The organism is Achromobacter deleyi (assembly GCF_902859705.1).
GTDB lineage: Bacteria > Pseudomonadota > Gammaproteobacteria > Burkholderiales > Burkholderiaceae_B > Achromobacter > Achromobacter deleyi.
In genome coordinates this window covers 15,025-33,938 of the sequence record NZ_CADIJO010000011.1, presented here as the reverse complement: position 1 = coordinate 33,938, position 18,914 = coordinate 15,025, and the positions used below count along the sequence as shown (strand labels likewise).

At 66.1% G+C, this 18,914-nt stretch carries 17 protein-coding genes and 1 tRNA gene; 10 read left to right on the top strand and 8 right to left on the bottom strand.

Translation table 11 applies throughout. The annotated features are described in order from the left end of the window. Nucleotides 1–1,671: a tail fiber protein gene (locus HV798_RS16770; protein ID WP_175216476.1), complete on the top strand. Its 1,671-nt coding sequence runs from the start codon at nucleotides 1–3 to the stop codon at nucleotides 1,669–1,671. Between the two features lie 11 nt (nucleotides 1,672–1,682). Here HV798_RS16770 and HV798_RS16765 read toward each other — a convergent pair whose 3' ends face one another. From HV798_RS16765 to HV798_RS16755, 3 genes are all read right to left on the bottom strand, one after another. Next, nucleotides 1,683–2,669 (bottom strand): TRAP transporter substrate-binding protein, encoded by a 987-nt coding sequence (locus tag HV798_RS16765; protein WP_175195478.1) that lies wholly within the window; start codon nucleotides 2,667–2,669, stop codon nucleotides 1,683–1,685. 247 nt (nucleotides 2,670–2,916) lie between these two features. Then, the gene (locus HV798_RS16760) at nucleotides 2,917–4,110 is read right to left on the bottom strand and encodes an acyl-CoA dehydrogenase (RefSeq protein ID WP_175195480.1); all 1,194 of its coding nucleotides are present in this window, start codon (nucleotides 4,108–4,110) and stop codon (nucleotides 2,917–2,919) included. 130 nt (nucleotides 4,111–4,240) lie between these two features. Next, a complete protein-coding gene (locus tag HV798_RS16755; protein ID WP_175195481.1) occupies nucleotides 4,241–5,923 on the bottom strand; it encodes a thiamine pyrophosphate-binding protein in 1,683 nt (560 codons plus the stop codon). A gap of 182 nt (nucleotides 5,924–6,105) precedes the next feature. Here HV798_RS16755 and HV798_RS16750 point away from each other — a divergent pair, with 182 nt between their 5' ends. The 4 genes from HV798_RS16750 to HV798_RS16735 all read left to right on the top strand — a co-directional run bounded on the left by HV798_RS16750 (nucleotide 6,106) and on the right by HV798_RS16735 (nucleotide 9,316). Continuing rightward, the gene (locus HV798_RS16750) at nucleotides 6,106–7,011 is read left to right on the top strand and encodes a LysR substrate-binding domain-containing protein (protein ID WP_175195483.1); all 906 of its coding nucleotides are present in this window, start codon (nucleotides 6,106–6,108) and stop codon (nucleotides 7,009–7,011) included. A 39-nt stretch (nucleotides 7,012–7,050) separates the two neighbouring features. Then, nucleotides 7,051–8,034 (top strand): site-specific tyrosine recombinase XerD, encoded by a 984-nt coding sequence (gene xerD / locus HV798_RS16745; RefSeq protein WP_175195485.1) that lies wholly within the window; start codon nucleotides 7,051–7,053, stop codon nucleotides 8,032–8,034. 43 nt (nucleotides 8,035–8,077) lie between these two features. Next, on the top strand, nucleotides 8,078–8,566 hold the full coding sequence (gene ybaK / locus HV798_RS16740) for a Cys-tRNA(Pro) deacylase (RefSeq protein ID WP_175195489.1): 489 nt from the start codon (nucleotides 8,078–8,080) through the stop codon (nucleotides 8,564–8,566). A 171-nt stretch (nucleotides 8,567–8,737) separates the two neighbouring features. After that, nucleotides 8,738–9,316 (top strand): DJ-1/PfpI family protein, encoded by a 579-nt coding sequence (locus tag HV798_RS16735; protein WP_025137430.1) that lies wholly within the window; start codon nucleotides 8,738–8,740, stop codon nucleotides 9,314–9,316. Between the two features lie 49 nt (nucleotides 9,317–9,365). On the opposite strand, the gene adhP is transcribed toward HV798_RS16735, so the two are convergent. After that, on the bottom strand, nucleotides 9,366–10,391 hold the full coding sequence (gene adhP, locus HV798_RS16730) for an alcohol dehydrogenase AdhP (RefSeq protein ID WP_025137431.1): 1,026 nt from the start codon (nucleotides 10,389–10,391) through the stop codon (nucleotides 9,366–9,368). A 211-nt stretch (nucleotides 10,392–10,602) separates the two neighbouring features. Here adhP and HV798_RS16725 point away from each other — a divergent pair, with 211 nt between their 5' ends. Next, complete coding sequence (locus tag HV798_RS16725) at nucleotides 10,603–10,992, top strand: ribbon-helix-helix domain-containing protein (RefSeq protein ID WP_025137432.1); 390 nt, start codon at nucleotides 10,603–10,605, stop codon at nucleotides 10,990–10,992. A gap of 129 nt (nucleotides 10,993–11,121) precedes the next feature. On the opposite strand, the gene pbpG is transcribed toward HV798_RS16725, so the two are convergent. From pbpG to HV798_RS16705, 4 genes are all read right to left on the bottom strand, one after another. Continuing rightward, a complete protein-coding gene (pbpG, locus tag HV798_RS31710; protein WP_246288878.1) occupies nucleotides 11,122–12,381 on the bottom strand; it encodes a D-alanyl-D-alanine endopeptidase in 1,260 nt (419 codons plus the stop codon). Between the two features lie 354 nt (nucleotides 12,382–12,735). Further along, nucleotides 12,736–12,810, bottom strand: a tRNA-Arg gene (locus HV798_RS16715). A gap of 82 nt (nucleotides 12,811–12,892) precedes the next feature. Next, on the bottom strand, nucleotides 12,893–13,492 hold the full coding sequence (locus tag HV798_RS16710) for a DUF4276 family protein (RefSeq protein ID WP_175195493.1): 600 nt from the start codon (nucleotides 13,490–13,492) through the stop codon (nucleotides 12,893–12,895). Then, on the bottom strand, nucleotides 13,489–14,691 hold the full coding sequence (locus tag HV798_RS16705) for an AAA family ATPase (protein WP_175195494.1): 1,203 nt from the start codon (nucleotides 14,689–14,691) through the stop codon (nucleotides 13,489–13,491). The genes HV798_RS16710 and HV798_RS16705 overlap by 4 nt, the downstream gene beginning before the upstream one ends. A 189-nt stretch (nucleotides 14,692–14,880) precedes the next feature. Between HV798_RS16705 and HV798_RS16700 the strand changes: the two genes are divergently transcribed. The 4 genes from HV798_RS16700 (at nucleotide 14,881) to HV798_RS16685 (ending at nucleotide 18,854) form a co-directional block, all read left to right on the top strand. After that, nucleotides 14,881–15,645 carry an enoyl-CoA hydratase/isomerase family protein gene (locus tag HV798_RS16700; RefSeq protein ID WP_175195495.1) on the top strand — a complete coding sequence of 255 codons (765 nt, stop codon included), beginning with the start codon at nucleotides 14,881–14,883 and terminating at the stop codon, nucleotides 15,643–15,645. Continuing rightward, complete coding sequence (locus HV798_RS16695; protein WP_175195497.1) at nucleotides 15,642–17,288, top strand: AMP-binding protein; 1,647 nt, start codon at nucleotides 15,642–15,644, stop codon at nucleotides 17,286–17,288. The genes HV798_RS16700 and HV798_RS16695 overlap by 4 nt, the downstream gene beginning before the upstream one ends. Further along, nucleotides 17,285–18,229, top strand: a complete 945-nt coding sequence (locus tag HV798_RS16690; protein ID WP_175195499.1) for a hydroxymethylglutaryl-CoA lyase — start codon at nucleotides 17,285–17,287, stop codon at nucleotides 18,227–18,229. Before HV798_RS16695 ends, HV798_RS16690 begins: the two co-directional genes overlap by 4 nt. A gap of 88 nt (nucleotides 18,230–18,317) precedes the next feature. Beyond that, entirely contained in the window at nucleotides 18,318–18,854 is a 537-nt protein-coding gene (locus HV798_RS16685; RefSeq protein ID WP_025137437.1) for a MarR family winged helix-turn-helix transcriptional regulator, read from the top strand. The last annotated feature ends 60 nt before the right edge of the window (nucleotides 18,855–18,914 follow it).

Below are 18,914 nucleotides of genomic sequence, written 5' to 3'. Positions count from 1 at the left end.
ATGCAAATCCTCAAACCCATCAAGGTCGGCCAGGCGCCGAACGACCAGACCGGCGATACGCTGCGTGACGCCATGGTCGTCGTCAACGAGAACTTCACCAAGACTCGCAGCGGCGTCGACGCCGTGGAAGTCGCGGCGGTCGCCGCGCAGCGCAAGGCGGACGCCGCCATTCCCGCCGCGGAAAAAGGCGCCGCGGGCGGCGTGACGCCGCTCGACGCCGCCGGCAAGGTGCCTGCCGCGCATCTGCCGGAACCAGCCATTCCGCTCGCACAGAAAGCGGCGCCCGGCGGCGTCGCGCCGCTGGACGAAGGCAGCCGCGTGCCGGTGGATTTCCTGCCGGTTATGGAACCGGCCGTGCCGCTTGCGCAAAAGGGCCAGCCCGGCGGCGTCGCCACCCTGGCCGCGGATGGCAAGATCGCGCCGGTGCAATTGCCCGACCTGATTCCCGCCGCCGAAAAGGCGCAGCCGAACGGCGTTGCCACCTTGGCGGCAGACGGCAGGATCGTGGCGGGCCAACTGCCCGCGTTGATACCCGCCGCCGACAAGGGCCGCCCCGGCGGCGTGCCGACGCTGGATGCCGAAGGCCGTGTGCCTGCCGCGCAATTGCCGGCGATGCAGGATGCCGTGCCGCTCGCTGAAAAAGGGCAGCCCGGCGGCGTGGCGACGTTGGCCGCCGATGGCCGCGTGCCCGCCACGCAACTGCCGCCGATCGACAGCATTCCGCTGGGTTTCGTGACGTGGTGGCCGAGCCGTACGGCGATTCCTGCCGGTTGGGCGCCGCTGGACGGGCAGGTGATCAACCGGGCGACGTATCCGGATATGTGGGCGAGCGTACAGGCGGGTAAATTTCCGGTGGTGCCGGAGGCGACTTGGCAAAGCGATGCCTCGGTTCGGGGCAGCTACACCACGGGAGACGGCACGACCACGCTGCGCCTGCCGGACCTGAATGGTAAGTCGGCTGCGGCGCTGGGGGCGGTCGTGTTGCGAGGCGATGGGGCGTTGTCGGCGGGTACGTCCGGGGTGATTCAGCGTGATGCGATGCAACAGGTCACGGGGGAACAAGCCTTTACCTACGGCGTGATTTCCGGCCCAGGTACCGGCCCGTTCTCGAAAAGTGCCCAAGGGGACAGGGTGTTTCGATCCTCGCCGCCATACTCCCTTGAGTTCTATGGGGATACGTTGAGATTCGACAATTCGCTGGGTGCGCGTACGGCGACTGAGACCCGTCCGTTGAACGCCACCGGTTGCTGGGTGGTCAAGCTGTTCGGCGTCGTGAGTAACGTGGGCGCGTTGGATGTGGCACAACTGGCCTCCGACCTTGCCCAGGCGCAGTCCGCGCTTCAACAATTGAAGAGCCAGGTATTCGGCACCGGGCAAACGCTGCGACAGCGCACCACGGTATTGCGTACTTGGTATCAGAACACGACGGGTCGTCCCATCATGGTGGGATCGCGCTTCATCGGGACCGCTGCTGGAACCATCCTTGTTGCCGGCTACTTCAACAAAGCTGCCAACGGCGTGGATGCGGTGACCTATCACTATGAAACCCTCCCCGGGGGCTACGCAGGCATGCGATGTGGGTTCACCATGCAGGTCCCCCCCGGGTTATGGTGGACGGTGGATGCGGTGAATGCCGATGTCGACGCCAGTTTCAGCTGGGAATACGCGTAGCGCCTTGTCGCCTATGGCCGCCGCATCGCCTTCAAGACATCCACCCCGTCCGGCCCTGCCGCCGTCTCCCACTGCTTCACCGAATCCGCCGCCGCGTCCTTCAGCGCCTTGCGCACCGGCATCGGCACCGCCGTGTCGATCGTCACGCCGTTCTTGCGCATGTTCGCGTAGTTCTGCTGCAGCCTACCTTCGATGCGCTTCCATTGCTCGGCCTCGGTCTGGGCGGCGGCCTGGTCGATGGCGCGGCGCGACTTCGCATCCAGCGCCTGGTAGGCCTGCAGGTTCATCGTCGCCACCGACACCGGCATGGCGTAGTTGATCTCGGCAAAGCGCGGCAGGTGTTCCCACAGCTTGCGGCCTGCGCCGCCGTCGCCCGACGACAGCACCGCGTTGACTTCGCCCGAGGCGATGCGCGGCATGGCGTCGGCGAACGAAATGTTCTGCGCGCGGGCGCCGGCCTTCTGCATCACGTCCTGCGACGTGGTGTCGTACGTACGGATGCTCAGCGCCTTCAGCGCCGCCACGCTGTCCACTTTGTCTTTGGACCAGATGCCCGAGGCCGGCCAGGGCGTGGTGTAGAGCAGCTTCTGGCCGTGTGCGGCCAGCAGCTTTTCATAAGCAGGGCGGGCGGACTTGTTCAAAGCGCGCGCCTTGCTCAGCGAGTCGGCCAGGAAGGGCAGCGACGACACGCCGAACAGCGGGTACTTCGCCGCCAGGGCCCCGGCAAAGGCGTCGCCGGCATCGACCTTGCGGGCCTGCACGGCATCGATCATGTCGCCCGACTTGATGCCGCGCGCGGCATCGAAGCTCGCGTCGATGAGCACCTGGCCGCCGCTCTTGCTGCGCACCAGGTCGGCGAAGGTGGACACGCCTTGTCCCGGCATCGACGTGGCCGGGTATTCGGTGGTCATGGTGAGGGTGGTGGCGGCAAAGGCGCCGTGGCCCGCGAAGGCAATGACAACGCCCGCCAACAGGCGGATAGAGGGACTGCGAAGCATGCGCGACTCCTGGTCGTGACGGAAAATCCGGGGTCGGGCAGGCGATGCAGCGGGCCGGCGCCAGGCCAATGCCGCAAAGCGTACGGCAAGGCCCGTTGGGCGGCTAGTTCTTGATTACCCTGAAGGCGTGTCGCGGCGCATGAAAAAAGCCGCCTCGGGGTGAACTGACCCCCGGGGCGGCTTGTCGGTGCAGGCAAGCGGGGCGGCTATCGAGGGCCCCGTTGCCTGCCTGGCGTTACGCAGGCGATCAATAGAACGCTTGGATGCCGGTCTGCGCACGGCCCAGGATCAGGGCGTGTACGTCGTGCGTGCCTTCGTAGGTGTTGACCACTTCCAGGTTCACCAGGTGGCGGGCCACGCCGAATTCGTCGGAGATGCCGTTGCCGCCCAGCATGTCGCGGGCCAGGCGGGCGATGTCCAGCGCCTTGCCGCAGGAATTGCGCTTCATGATCGAGGTGATCTCGACGGCGGCGGTGCCTTCGTCCTTCATGCGGCCCAGGCGCAGGCAGCCTTGCAGCGCCAGCGTGATTTCGGTCTGCATGTCGGCCAGCTTCTTCTGGATCAGCTGGTTGGCGGCCAGGGGGCGGCCGAACTGCTTGCGGTCCAGCGTGTACTGGCGGGCGGTGTGCCAGCAGGCTTCGGCGGCGCCGACAGCGCCCCAGGCGATGCCGTAGCGGGCGGAATTCAGGCAGGTGAACGGACCCTTCAGGCCGGACACGCCGGGCATCATCTGGTCGGCGGACACTTCCACTTCGTCCATGACGATTTCGCCGGTGATCGAGGCGCGCAGGCCGACCTTGCCGTGAATGGCGGGGGCCGACAGGCCCTTGGTGCCCTTGTCCAGGATGAAGCCGCGGATCTTGCCGTCGAACTCACCGCCCACGCACTTGGCCCACACCACGAACACGTCGGCGATGGGCGAGTTGGTGATCCACATCTTGTTGCCGGACAGCTTGTAGCCGTCGGCGGTCTTGACCGCGCGCGTTTCCATGCCGCCGGGGTCGGAACCGTGGTTGGGTTCGGTCAGGCCGAAGCAGCCGATCCACTCGCCGCGCGCCAGCTTGGGCAGGTATTTCTGCTTTTGCGCTTCGCTGCCGAATTCGTTGATGGGCACCATCACCAGCGACGACTGCACGCTCATCATCGAGCGGTAGCCCGAGTCGATGCGTTCGACTTCGCGGGCGATCAGGCCGTAGCTGACGTAGTTCAGGCCGGCGCCGCCGTATTCGGCGGGGATGGTGGCGCCCAGCAGGCCCAGCTCACCCATTTCGGAGAAGATTTCCGGGTCGGTCTTTTCGTTGCGGAAGGCGTTCAGCACGCGCGGGGCCAGCTTGTCCTGCGAATAGGCCTGGGCGGCATCGCGCACCATGCGTTCTTCTTCGGTGAGCTGCTGGTCCAGCAACAGGGGGTCTTGCCAATGGAAGGAAGGATTCGAGGACATGCTGGGTCTCCGCTATGGATTTCCGTTTTCGGAATCTGGAAAGTTTAAACCTAAAATAATTCGGGCGGCAAGCCGGGGTTTGCGCGACGCGCGCTTGCGCGCCGCTCGTGGCCTGGCTGCCGGTCGGGGATCAGTGCTGGGCCTTGAGCGCGGCGTCGCGGATCTTGTCCAGCGTGGTGGATGGCGTGATGGCCTGCGGGTCGATGAAGCAGTGCAGGATCGCCGGCTTGCCGCTGGCCAGGGCGCGTTCGAACGCCGGGCCGAACTGCTCGTTGGTCTCGACGCGTTCGCCGTGGCCGCCAAAGGCGCGGGCGTAGTCGGCGAAATCCGGGTTCTTCAGCTCGGTCGCGGAAATGCGGCCGGGGTAGTGCTTTTCCTGGTGCATGCGGATGGTGCCGTACATGCCGTTGTCGACCAGCACCACGATGATGGGCAGGTCGTACTGCACCGCCGTGGCGAATTCCTGGCCGTGCATCAAAAAGCAGCCGTCGCCGGCAAAGCACACCACGGTCTTGTCGGGCCAGACGCGCTTGGCGCCCACGGCCGCGGGCAGGCCGTAGCCCATCGAGCCCGACGTGGGGGCCAACTGCGTGCCGTAGCGCGTGAAGCGGTGAAAGCGATGCAGCCAGGTGGCGTAGTTGCCCGCGCCGTTGGTCATGATGGCGTCGGCCGGCAGCGTCTTTTCCAGGTAGGCCATGACCTGGCCCATCTGCAAAACGCCCGGCGTGGTGACGGCGGCCGGGTCGCTCCATTTCAGGTACGACTCGCGCATGGCTTGCGTGCCTTCGGCCCAGGCGGGCTGGGCGGGGGCCTTCAGGCCGGCCAGCGCGTCGGCGAAGGCCGCGGGGGACGTGTTGATGGCCAGCGTGGGGCGATAGACACGCGCCAGTTCGCCGGCATCCGGATGCACGTGCACGAGCTTCTGCTTGGGCACGGGGATGTCGAACAGTGTGTAGGCCTGGCTGGGGTTTTCGGACATGCGCCCACCCACCAGCAGCACCAGGTCGACGTCGGCCACGCGCTTGAGCAGGGCAGGGTTGATGCCCAGGCCGACGTCGCCGATGAAGCAGGGGTGGTCGGCCGGGAACAGCATCTGGCGTCGGAACGACACCGCCGTGGGCAGCGCATGGCGCTGCGCGAAATCGGCAAACTGCTGCACCGCGCGCGCATCCCAGCGTGTGCCGCCCAGAATGGCGACCGGGTTGCGGGCCTGGGCCAGCAGTTGTTGCAGGTCGGCCAGCTGGCCGGCCGTGGGGGCGGCGTCGATGACTTCGTAGCGCGGCGCGTCGGCCACCTTGGCCGCTTCGACCAGCATGTCTTCGGGCAGCGCGATCACGACGGGGCCGGGGCGGCCCGAGGTGGCCACGTGGAAGGCGCGCGAGATCAGTTCGGGAATGCGTTCGACCTGGTCGATTTCAGTGACCCACTTGGCCTGCGTGCCGAAGACGGCGCGGTAGTCCATTTCCTGGAAAGCTTCGCGTTCGCGCATGCCGCGTTCGATCTGGCCGACGAACAGGATCATGGGGGTGGAGTCCTGCTTGGCGATGTGCACGCCGGCCAGCGCGTTGGACGCGCCCGGGCCGCGGGTGACCATGCAGATGCCGGGTTCGCCGGTGAGCTTGCCGTGCGCGTCGGCCATCATGGCCGCGCCGCCTTCCTGGCGGCACACCGTGACCTTGATGTCGGCATCGTGCAGGCCGTCCAGCACCGCCAGGTAGCTCTCGCCGGGAACGCAGAAAACGTGTTTGACGCCCTGGGCGACCAGTTGGTCTACCAGGATATGGCCGCCAAGGCGGGAATCTTGCTGGGACATGGTGGGGGACGTAGTAAGCCGAGGTTGGGACTCCCGAGCATAATGTTCCTTGATCGCACAACGCAATTGATAAAATTGCACAATCTAGTGACCCCCCGGCACGACCCCCGATGCTGCGCCGCGATAAGCGGGCTGCGGGTTTTCCCGGGTTTTTCGGTTTTTTTCCAGGCGGTTCCCGCTCCATGAGAAACGGCATTCCCAACCTGAGCGCGTTGCAGGCCTTCGAGGCATCGGCCCGTCTGGGCAGCTTTTCGCGGGCGGCCGAAGAACTGTCCCTGACCCACAGCGCCATCCACCGCCAGGTCGCCAGCCTGGAATCCCGCCTGGGGGTGCAACTGTTCACCCGCGTGCGGCGGCGCATCGTGCTGACCGACCATGGCGCGGAATACGCCGGCCGCATCCGCCACCACCTGGACCAGATCGAGAAAGACACCTTCGGCCTGGTCAGCCGCACCGGCATGGGCCGCAGCATCCACATTGCCGTGGTGCCTACGCTGGCGACCACCTGGCTGATTCCGCGGCTGGCCGACTTCCAGCGCGAACAGCCGGACATCACCGTCAGCCTGTCGGTGCGCACCTTGCCCTTCCAGTTCAAGGACCAGCCGTTCGACGGTGCGCTGTACCACGGCGATACGCTGTGGCCAGGTACCCAGGGCGTGCTGCTGTTTCCCGAGCGCGAACTGGTGCCGGTGTGCGCCCCGGCGCTGGCGGCCCGGGTCACCGAGGCCGGCGCCAGCGCGCTGGCCGGCATGACCCACCTGCACCTGAGTTCGCGCCCCGACGCCTGGCGCCAGTGGTATGGCGCCCACAACTACCTGTATGGCCCCCAGGCCGCCGGCGGCCCGCGCTACGAGTTGTTCACCATGGTGATGGCCGCGGTGCAGGCCGGCCTGGGCGTGGGCTTGATGCCGCGCTTCCTGGCGCAGCCGGCGCTGGACCAGGGCACGCTGGCCATGCCGGTGCCGCAGGCCTTGACGGTCAGCCAGGGCTATTACTTCGGTTATCCGCTGCGCAGCGAACGATCCGACGCGCTCAAGCTGTTCGAAGCCTGGCTCAAGTCGGCCGCCGCCGCGGTGGCCGGCCGCTGACGCCGCCGTAGAATGGGGCCAATTTCTTCAGTCCTTGCCATGCCAGAACCCCGCCCCTCGCTAGCTTCCCAGCCCGACATCGACGCTTTCATCGACGCCGTCTGGCTCGAAGACGGCCTGTCCGCCAATACCCTGGCCGCCTACCGCCGCGACCTGACGGGTTTCGCACGCTGGCTGGAAGACCCCGAGGCCTATGCCCGCGAGATGGCCGATCGCTACGGCGACGCGGCGTCCTCCCATGCCTTGCCGGCCGGCCCCGCCAAACCCCTGGCCGAGGCGGACAAGGGCGACATCGAAGCCTGGTTCGCCTTTCGCCACGAGGAAACCCGCGCCACCACCGCCAACCGGCGCCTGGCCGCCCTGCGGCGCTTCTATGCGTGGGCGCTGCGCGAGCACCGCGCACCGGGCGATCCCTGCCTGACGTTGGTGGCTGCCAAGCAGCCGCCGCGCCTGCCCAAGACGTTGTCCGAGCAGCAGGTGGATGCCTTGCTGCGCGCGCCCGACCTGGGCCAGCCGCGCGGCCTGCGTGATCGCGCCATGCTCGAAACGCTGTACGCCACCGGCCTGCGCGTGTCCGAACTGGTGGGCGTGCGGGCGCTGGATGTCAGCCTGAACGAAGGCGTGGTGCGCGTGGTGCTGGGCAAGGGCGGCAAGGACCGCCTGGTGCCGCTGGGCGCCGAGGCCGCGCACTGGATCGACCAATACCTGAAGACCGCGCGCCCCGAACTGGCCGCCGGCCGCGTCAGCGATGCGCTGTTCATCACCGGCCGCGCCGAAGCCATGTCGCGTCAGGCGTTCTGGCAGCTGGTGAAGAAATACGCGCTGCTGGCCGGCGTGAATGCGCCGTTGTCGCCGCACGTGCTGCGCCACGCCTTTGCCACGCATCTGCTGAACCACGGCGCCGATCTGCGCGTGGTGCAGATGCTGCTGGGCCACGCGGATATTTCCACCACGCAGATCTACACCCACGTGGCGCGCGAGCGCCTGAAGGCGCTCCACGCCGCGCATCATCCACGGGGCTGACGCCGGGTCGTCGCCTTATCGTCCTATTTCAATCGCAATCTCCATGAGTAAAGCCCGCCACGTTTCCGAAACGCCCGCCACCCAGTTCCTCAAGCAGCACAAGGTGGCCTACACCGAGCACACCTACGACTACGTCGATCATGGCGGCGCCGGCGAGGCCGCGCGCCAGCTGGGGCTGGACCCGCATGCGGTGGTCAAGACGCTGGTGATGGAAGACGAAGCGGCCAAGCCCCTGATCGTGGTCATGCACGGCGACCGCGAGGTCTCCACCAAGAACCTGGCGCGCCAGGCCGGCCTGAAAAAGGTCGAGCCCTGCAAACCCGAGGTCGCGCAGCGCCACTCGGGCTACCAGGTGGGCGGCACGTCCCCCTTCGGCACGCGCAAGAAGATGCCGGTGTGGGTCGAGGCCGACGTGCTGCAGTACCCGGTCGTCTACATCAACGGCGGGCGCCGCGGCTACCTGGTGGGTATCGACCCGAACGTGCTGGTCAGCCTGCTGGGCGCCAAGCCGGTGACGGTGGCGCTGGAATAGGGCGCGGGTTCTGCGTCGGCCGGCCGGCAGCGCGCCGGTTCGGTCCGCGCGTGGTATCCCGTTACCACCCTTGCGCGGGGCGCCGGGGGCACAATGGCCAAAGAACATCAAGAACCGGCCGCCCAGCCTTGGGCGCCTGAACCGGCCCAGCCCCCATCCCAGGAGACAAGCATGAGCAAGAGACTATTGATGCTGGTCGGCGACTACGCCGAAGACTACGAAACCATGGTGCCGTTCCAGACGCTGCTGGCCGTGGGGCACACGGTGCACGCGGTCTGCCCGGGCAAGAAGTCCGGCGAAAGCATCGCCACCGCCATCCATGACTTCGAAGGCGCGCAGACCTACAGCGAAAAGCGCGGCCATAATTTCGCGCTGAACTACGACTTCGATCGCGTCGAAGCCGGCTCCTACGACGGCCTGGTGATCCCCGGCGGCCGCGCCCCGGAATACCTGCGCCTGAACGAAAAGGTGCTGGACATCGTGCGCGCCTTCGACCAGGCCAAGAAGCCCATCGCCGCCGTGTGCCACGGCGCCCAGCTGCTGGCCGCCGCCGGCATCCTGAAGGGCCGCACCTGCTCGGCCTACCCGGCGTGCGCGCCTGAGGTGCGCCTGGCCGGCGGCACGTATGCCGAGATCGGCATCGATCAGGCCTATACCGATGGTCACCTGGTCACGGCGCCCGCCTGGCCCGCGCATCCGGCGTGGCTGTCGCAGTTCCTGGCCGTGCTGGGCACGAAGATCACGCACTGAGCGTGTCGCCCAAGAACAAGCGCCTGCCGCGAGGCAGGCGCTTTTTTTGCTACGCGAAGTCCAGCACGATGCGGCCTTCGATCTGGCCGCGGCGCATGCGGTCGAACACGCTGTTGATGTTCTCCAGCTTCTCGGTGGCCACGGTGGCGTGCACCTTGCCTTCCTCGGCAAATTGCAGCGATTCCTGCAGATCCAGGCGCGAACCCACGATCGAACCGCGCACCGTCACGCCATTGAGCACCATGTCGAAGATCGACAGCGGGAAGTCGCCGGGCGGCAAGCCGTTCAACGCCACCGTGCCGCCGCGCCGCACCATGCCCAGCGCCTGCTCGAAGGCCTTGGGCGATACTGCCGTGATCAGCGCGCCGTGAGCGCCGCCGATTTCCTTCTTCAGGTACGCCGCCGGATCGGTGGTCTTGGCGTTGACGGTGACCTCGGCGCCCAGCCGCTTGGCAAAGGCGAGTTTGTCGTCGTCGATGTCCACCGCCGCCACGTTCAGCCCCATCGCGCGCGCATATTGCACCGCCATATGGCCCAGGCCGCCGATGCCGGAAATGACCACCCAGTTGCCGGGGCGGGTATCCGTCATCTTCAGGCCCTTGTAGACGGTGACGCCGGCGCACAGCACCGGGGCAATGTCGACAAAGCCGACGTTCTTGGGCAGCAGCCCCACATAGTCGGCCGCCGCCAGCGCGTACTCGGCAAAGCCGCCGTTGACGGAGTAGCCCGCATTCTGCTGTTGTTCACACAAGGTTTCCCAGCCGCCCAGGCAGTGTTCGCAATGGCCGCAGGCGGAATACAGCCAGGGAATGCCGACGCGATCGCCTTCCTTCACATGGGTCACGCCTTCGCCCACGGCCACCACGTGGCCCACGCCTTCGTGGCCGGGAATGAACGGCGGGTTGGGTTTGACGGGCCAATCGCCCTCTACTGCGTGCAGGTCCGTATGGCACACGCCGCAGGCTTCAATCTTTACCAGGAGTTCGCCGGCCCGGGGGCGCGGCACCGCGACTTCTTCGATTTCCAGGGGTTTGCCGAATGCTCGTGCAACTGCGGCCTTCATCGTTTTGTCCATCACTACCTCCGAAGTCAGATCAGTTTCACCATGCTCGGATGGGCACGCGTCCGAGACCTTGATTTATATCAATCGTGTCCGGATGCGGGGCCGGTCGAAACGTGTCGTTTCAGAATGCCGCCTGGATTTCCGGCAAAACGCCGCAACTTGCCGCGCCCGCGCCTGTCGTCGTACAGTGGACCGCAGCCCCGTCCCCGCACCAGGAGCTCTCATGTGTGAAATCTTCATCCGCGCGAGCGAACAGTCCTACGCGCCCGAAACCCGTTCCCTGCGCCTGCATGGCGTGGCCACCAGCCTGCGGCTCGAACAACTGTTCTGGCAGGTGCTGGAAGAAATCGCGGCGCGCGACGGCATGCGGGTCACGCAACTGATCGAACGCCTGTACGACGAGCTGATCGAGTACCGCGGCGAGGCGGCCAACTTCACCTCGTTCCTGCGTGTCTGCTGCCTGCGCTATCAATTGCTGCAGGCCGAAGGCCGCATTCCTGCCGACACGGGCGTGCCGATACGGTCGCTTAATGCGCAAGCCGTGCTCGAAGGCCTGCCGACGTCGCTGTACGACCCGCAGCCCCTGCGCCAGAAACGGCCGGTGGCCGCCTAGCCGGCCTTGTCACGGCAGGCAGGCCCTACGCCCCGGCGCAGCGGCAAGCGTGCCGTCAGGGCAGGGCGGCGCAGGCGAAAAAAAGCCCGATCCAGGATCGGGCTTTTTCGTGGGCGTTTGCCGCAGGCATCAACCGCCTGGCTGGGCCGAGGCCATGGCCACTTCGCTTTGCACGATGCGGCGGATGCGCACCGCGTCGCCGATACGCGAGAGCTTGCCCTGCGAATCCAGCAGCACGATCGCCAGGTCGCGGCCGTTGATGCGGGCCAGCATCACCAGGCATTCGCCGGCTTCGTTGATGTAGCCGGTCTTGGAGACCTTGATGTCCCAGTCGGGCTTGCGCACCAGCAGGTTGGTGTTGCGGAACGTCTGCGTGCGGTTGTTGATCTCGACGTCGTACTCGGTATCGGTGGAGTAGCGGTGGATCAGCGGGCGTTGCGAGGCGGCGCGCAGCAGGCGGGCCAGATCGTGCGGCGACGACACGTTGTTGCTGGACAGGCCGGTGGGCTCGATGAAGTGCGTGCTGGTCATGCCCAGCGACTGCGCCTTGGCGTTCATGGCGGTCACGAAGGCGGGCAGGCCGCCAGGGTAGTGACGGCCCAGCGCATTGGCGGCGCGGTTTTCAGAGGACATCAGCGCCAGGTGCAGCATGTCGCCGCGCGACAGCTTGGTGCCCACGCGCAGGCGCGAGGTGGTGTGCTTCAGGCCATCGACGTCTTCGTCGGTGATCTCGAGCATTTCGTCCATGGGCTGGTTGGCGTCCACCACCACCACGGCCGTCATCAGCTTGGAAATGGAAGCGATGGGGCGCACCACGTTTTCGTTCTTGGCGAAGATCACGGTGGACGTGGCCAGGTCTTGCACGTAGGCGGTGCTGGAACGCAGCGCGGCGGCTTCGGCGCGCACCGACACGGCGGGCGGCGGCATGGCGGCCGATGCGGCAGCGGCCGTGCGCTGGCCGCGGGCGGGCTTGTTGGGTTTGCCGTTCTTGCCGGCGGCGCCCTTCTTGGCCGGGGTCTGCGCCGCGACGGCTTGCTTGCCGCCCTTGGGCGGGGCCTTCTTGCCGGCGGCCGGCTTGGGGGTGCCCTTGGCCGAGGCCTGCTTGCCAGCGGCCGCCTTCGGCGTGCCCTTGGCGGCGGCGGACTTCGGTGCGGCCTGCTTGCCTGCGGCAGCCTTGGGCGCGGCTTTGCCTGCGCTTTGCTTGCCGGCGCCAGCTTTGGCGGCGGGAGTCTTCTTGGCTTGTTGCGCCTTGCAGGCCGCCGATTTGGCGTTGGTCTTGCAAGGGTCGGTGTTTTTCGCGGCGAACGCGGCGGAGGGCAGGAGCGCGCACATCGCCAGCGCCGCCGGCGCTATCGCGTTCGCAATCGCACGTTTCCAGTTAAATGCCATGGTTTGAGCAGGCTTGTCAGTCTGTGAAGAATTATTTCCCGGTCCGGGCTTGCGGTGCGTCAGGAAAAGTCCAGATGAATTAGAGGCTTACGCGTCGAATTTAAACAGCAATTTCAAGTTGCGCGCAAGACGATTCGCTATCATCGCCTAAAAAAATACCGGGGACATATTGACGGATGATCAATTTGTCACCAACGGCGTCCCGAGAAGCTACCGTCGCGCGGCGCGTGAGCGTAGCCCGGATTAACCCTCATCTTGCTGAAAGGGCTGAATTTTCTTGGGGTTGGCGATGCAGGGGGCGGGATAACGCCAGGGGCGGGGCTGCGGGGGGCGCAGTCAAGGCCGGGGGAAGGGTGGCCTCGCCGGGTGGAATCGAACCACCAATTGACCCTTAGGAGGGGCCGGTTATATCCATTTAACTACGGCGAGACTGGCAAGGCATTGAAAATAAAGAATTTATTCTTTATGCCTGAAATGCTGAGAGGCGCATTCTATCATTCGGCATCAGAGCTTACGTCTGGGCGCGAGCCATCTGCCTGTCCCATTCGTCGCACAGCTTGCGGAAGGATCGGCATCGCTCCAAGGCTTGCGGCAAATTCATCTTGGCGGAAAACGCAGGCTGATCTGTCGTCTCGCCATAGACCTGATTGCCCATTCGTTCCCGCAGCCATCCTTTGGCATTTCTCGGCGCTTCCGCGTCAATGTGCAGATCGGCGGCTGTGATCTTCAATGAACGTTCCCCATTCAGTGAAGCGGCTGCGCCGATGAACCACGCCTCGTATTCTCGATTTGCCAGTATGACGGACACGGGGCGATGAGGTAGAACCGCACGGGCACGGGCGAGGACGCTGGCACCCAGTTCGGCGGGGCAATCGTCATCGGCGTCCAGCAAGACCATGACCCAGCCATCGTCGCCACATTTGGCCGCGGCGAATAGCAGGTGCCGCTGGAATTCTTCTTCACGGCGCAAAAATCTGTCGCGATGGACTCGGATGGGTGGGCATACCTCGATGTAGGCGTCCGGGGTGCGCCAGTTTCCGATCCTTCGCAGCAGGATGGGTAGCGAGACGACTTCACCGTGGCCTTCGACGATGCACGCCACACGGGTCATGGATTGCCGCCGTCAAACAGCTGGGCTTGGTGGGCGGCTTGGTCACTCAGGGCGGCAGGATCAGGGGCCAATTGACCGAGCTTGAGAAGTTCTCCGGCTGAAAACAGATGCTGGCGTATGGCTTCGCGGGATGCCATATCGATCGGGGCAAGTTTGGTTTCGCCTTCGTCGGACACAATGGCCAGGATTTGATCGTCTCGGATGGAGACGTCATCCAGCAGATCGGGACTATGGCTGGTAACGATGACCTGCGTATTCTGCGTGGCGCGTTCGAGCGCCTCCCGGAGCGCCGCGCTGGCCGCGGGGTGCAGGGCGGTTTCCGGCTCTTCGATGCCGATCAAGGTCGGCGCGAAATCCTGGTTGGTTTGAAACAGGGCAGTTAGAACGCCCAACGCGCGAAGTGTGCCGTCTGACATGTTGTGGGCCGAGAAACGCCAAGGATCTTTGGCGCCTGGCACGTCTTGACGGAATTCCAAGGTTTCCATCGGACCGACTTGCACCCTGGTCACTTCATGGACGGTGGGCACGACGGTCTGAAGGTATTCGGAGATGGTTTCGATGGCGCCAGGATTCACTTTTTCCAGGTGTCCGATGACGCTTGCGATGTTCTCGCCCTCGGGCTTGAGCAGACGGCCTTCTTGCGGCTTCTGCAAATCACGCATCATTTTGGGATTCAAATTGTAGAAGCCCATGCTGGTGAGTGCGTCGTAAATGGGTCTGAAATCGCTCAATCCGGACAGTGCCACCAACGCCAGGCGATCTTTCGTGAAAGCCGGCAATGTCGTTTCGCTGCTTTGCACGACTTCACCGCGCTCGATGCGGTAGAACGGGCCCTTGCCGACGCCGCCCAGGCTGCATTCTTCGGCTTGGACCTCGAACCCACGATTCTTCAACGCGCCCACATTGAAAGCGTAGTGGCCGTGTTGATCTCCGATTCGGAATTCCAGGCGGATTCCAAAATGAGTGGGGTGTCCGCTGGACCGCCTGCGAACTTCCGAGAGGCCGCCGCGCCGGCTCAGGGCTTGATCAAGCGAGCTGCTCAACGCATCGGTCACCAGATGCAGTGCGTCGACGAAATTGCTTTTGCCGGCGCCATTGGGTCCGACCAGATAAGTCAGCGGGCCTAGTGCGACGTCGCACTGACCGATGCTTCGGTAGTTGCGAAGAACGACTCGGGTGATGAAGGGAGCGGCTTTCATGGGTGATATCCCTGGGACAGTCCGGGAATGGTAACAGTGCAGACCCTGGGCGAAAGGGGTATCGGATAGTGTGTGTCAAAAGTAGTGGATTTAATCAACTATATGCCCTATATTGAATGCCATGGCCGGACCACGCGGCAGGCGATGCCCAGCGTTCGGCCCCATACCTAGAACATCCAGGAGTGAGGCATGACCCCGACTTTCCACACGATCTTGCTGGACGTGCAGGACCGTGTCGCCACGGTGACGCTGAACCGGCCCGACAGCCGCAATGCGCTCAATTCCCTCATGTGCGCCGAATTGGTGCAGGCCATGCAGTGGCTGGCGGCCGAGCCGACCGCGCACGTGGTGCTGATCAACGCGGCGGGCTCCGCCTTTTGCGCGGGCGCAGACCTGAAAGAGCGCAAGACCATGTCGAACGCCGAGATGACGGCGCGGCGCGTGCAGGGCTTTGCCGCGTATGGCGCCATCGAGCGCATGCCGCAGCCGGTGATCGCCGTGGTGCAGGGCGCGGCGTTCGGCTCGGGCTGCGAGATCGCCGGCGCGTGTGACTTCGTGCTGGCCTCGTCCGAGGCGGTGTTCTGCTATCCCGAAGTGGGTTGGGGCACGGTGGGCGCCACGCAGCGGCTGCCGCGCATTGCCGGCGCGCGCCTGGCGAAGGAACTGCTGTTCACCGGCCGCCGTTTCGATGCGGCCGAGGCGCGCGAGATCGGCCTGGTCAATCATGTCTACGCACCCGATGCGCTGGCCCGCGAAGCCGCCAGCATGGCCGCCGCCATCGCCCGCGCCGCGCCGTTGACCGTACGGCTGACCAAGCGCAGCATCGACCAGGGCCTGGCGACCACGCGCGAAGGTGCGATGGCGATCGAATTGCTGGCCATCGAGGAAAACCTGCGCGGGACCGACTGGAAGCAGGCCATCGCCGGCTTTGGCGGCGCGGGAGACCAAGCATGATCGCCCCGATGACGCTATCGCAGGCGCTGGCGCGCCAGGTGGCCGAGCGCGCGACGGCAGAAGCCTTCGTGGCGCCGGGCGAACGCCTGACCTGGGCCGAGCTGCATGACGGCGCGCAACGCATCGCGCGCGCCTTGTTGGCGGCCGGCGTGCGCCGCGGCGATCATGTGGGCGTGCTGCTGGGCAACGGCGGCACGTGGGTGCAGATCTTCTACGCCTGCGCCATGCTTGGCGCCGTGACCGTGCCGGTCAACACGCGCTTCAAGACCGACGAATTGGAGTTCTGCCTGAAGCAGGCCGACGTCACGCTGCTGCTGACCGCGGACACCTTTCTGGGCATCGATTTCCTGGATTTGCTGACGCAGGTCGAGCCGGCGCTGAACAGCACGCTACCCGGGACGCGGCTGCCACGGCTGCGGCGCGTGGTGGTGCTGGGCGAGCGCTGCCCTCCCGGCGCCCAACCCTGGGAGGTGTTCATTGGGGCGGGCCATCCCGGGGCAGGCCATCCCGTCTCTCCCCCCGACGACGCCGAATTCGCCGCCCGCCAGCGTGAAGTCACCCCCGACGACGTACTGCTGATCCAGTACACCTCCGGCACGACCTCATTCCCCAAGGGCGTGATGCTGACGCACGCCAACATGCTGACCAACGCCTGGGCCGCGGCGCAGCGCATCGGCGTGCGGCCCGACGACCGCTACTTCAGCATCCGGCCGTACTTCCATGTGGCCGGCACCACGCTGTCGATCCTGGTCAGCCTGATGACCGGCTGCTGCCTGCTCACGCTGCCCAAGTTCGACGTGGCCGACGCGCTGCGCATGCTGGATGAAGAACGCTGCACGCTGACGTCCGGCAACGACACCATCTTCCTGATGTTGATGGGCCATCCGGACTTCGACCGCAGCCGCATCCACCTGCGCGGCGGCTGGGCGGCGGCGGGGCCGCAGGTCATGCAGAAGATCCGCGACGTCATGGGCGTGCCGGGTATCTGCAATGCCTATGGCCAGTCCGAGGCGTCACCGAACATCACGCTGTCTTCGTTCGATGACCCGTTCGAACTGCGCGCGATGGGCTGGGCGCTGCCGCATCCCGGCATGCAGGTGCGGGTGGTCGACCCCGGCACCGGCCAGCCGCTGCCGGCGGGCGAACCCGGCGAGATCCAGGCGCGCGGCTGGAGCGTGATGAAGGGCTACTACAACATGCCCGAGGCCACGGCGCGCGCGCTGGGCCCGGACGGCTGGCTCAGCACCGGCGACCTGGGCGAGATGGACGCCTCGGGCCGCCTGCGCATGGTGGGCCGCCTGAAGGATATGTTCCGCGTGGGCGGTGAAAACGTCGCGCCGGCCGAGGTCGAAGAAACCCTGCACGGCCATCCGGCGGTGCGCATGGCGCAGGTGGTGGGCGTGCCCGACGCGCGCCTGGGCGAAGTGCCCGCCGCGTTCGTGCTGCTCAAGGACGGGCAGGACTGCACCGCGGCCGAGCTGACCGCCTGGTGCAAGGCGCGCTGCGCCAACTTCAAGGTGCCGCGCTATGTCGAGATCGTGGACAGCTTCGAACACATCGGCATGACGGGCAGTTCCAAGGTGCAGAAGAACAAGCTGCGCGCGCACGCGGTGGCGCTGTTCGGGCTGGAGCCGCAATCATGAGCGCGCGCGACGTGGTGCTGTGCGAATGCTTCGCGCGCGACGGCTTGCAGCATGAACCCGACTTCATCGCGACGGACGTCAAGGCGGGCCTCATCGACCGCTTCGCCGCGCTGGGGTTCGAGCGGGTCGAAGCCACCTCGTACTCCAACCCCAAGGTCGTGCCGCAGTTCGCCGACGCGACCGAACTGCTGGCCGCGCTGCCGCGACGGGATGGCGCCTGGTACAAGGCCACCTGCGCCAACGCCCGCGCGGTGCAACGCGCGCTGACCGATCTGGACGCCGGCATCGGCGCCAACGAAATCAGCCTGCTGGTCTCGGCCAGCGAGTCGCATTCGGCGCGCAACCTCAAGCGCGACCGCGCCGCGCAATGGGACAACATTGCCGAAATGGCACGGCTGGCCGATGGCCGCTTTCGCCTGATCGGCACGATCTCGGTGGCGTTCGGCTGCCCCTTCGAAGGCGCCGTCGATCCGGACGCGGTGCTGGCGGACGTGCGCCGTTTCGCGGCCCTGGGCGTGGGCATCGTGACCTTGGGCGACACCACTGGCATGGCCACGCCGGCCTCGGTGCGGGCGCTGTATGGCCGCATGGCGCGCGAGACGCCCGAGGTGACGCCGGTGGCGCACTTTCACGACACGCGCGGCACCGGGCTGGTCAATTACGTGGCCGCGCTGGACGCGGGCGTCAGGTATTTCGACTGCGCTTTCGGCGGGGTCGGCGGCCACCCGGCCAAGGTGCGCTACGGCGGCGGCCATACCGGCAACGTCGCCACCGAAGATCTGGTCAACCTGTTCGAATCCATGGGTGTGCGCACGGGGCTGGACCTGCAGGCGTTGCCCGCCGTGTCGCAGCACTGCCAGGATGTGCTGGGGCGTGCGCTGCACAGCCGGGTGGCCCAAAGCGGGTTCAATCCGCTGATCGCCGCCGCGGGGGCCGCGTGATGGCCGCGCGCCGCATTTGTATATCATGCGGGCAGCAACGCGCACCCCGTGCGCGCCTAGTATTCCCCTGCATTTGACGAGTCTCGCCATGGCCACCCGAACCGCATCCAAGCCTGCCACCGCCGCGCGCCCCGCCCCGCAAGCGCTCAAGGAACTGTTCTCGTACCGTCTGAACCGCCTGGCCTATGTGTCCAGCCGCATCGCCGCGGGCCTGAACGAAAGCCGCTACGGCGTGGGGCCGCGCGAATGGCGCATCATCGCGCTGCTCGGCGCGGCGCCGGACATGTCGCTGAACACCGTGGCGCGCGAGGCCAACATCGACAAGAGCCAGGCCAGCCGCACCGTCTCCGAATTGATCGAGCGCGGCCTGATCCAGCGCAGCGCCGACAGCCAGGATGGCCGCGGTGTCAGCCTGGATCTGACGCGCGCGGGCCGGGCGCTGTACGACGAGATGTTCCCGGCGGCGGTCGATCGCAACGAGGCCATGCTGTCGGTGCTGACGCAGGCCGAGCGCGACGCCATGGAACGCATGCTGGACAAACTGACGGGCCACGCGTTGGACATGCTGAACGAGTGCAAGGCGGAAGTGCCCGCGCGCCGCGGCCGGGGCGTGCAACCGCGCTGAGCGCGGGGCGCGCGCCTTTTTTTACCCTTATTGTTGATTTAATCAATTAATTTGCAAGTC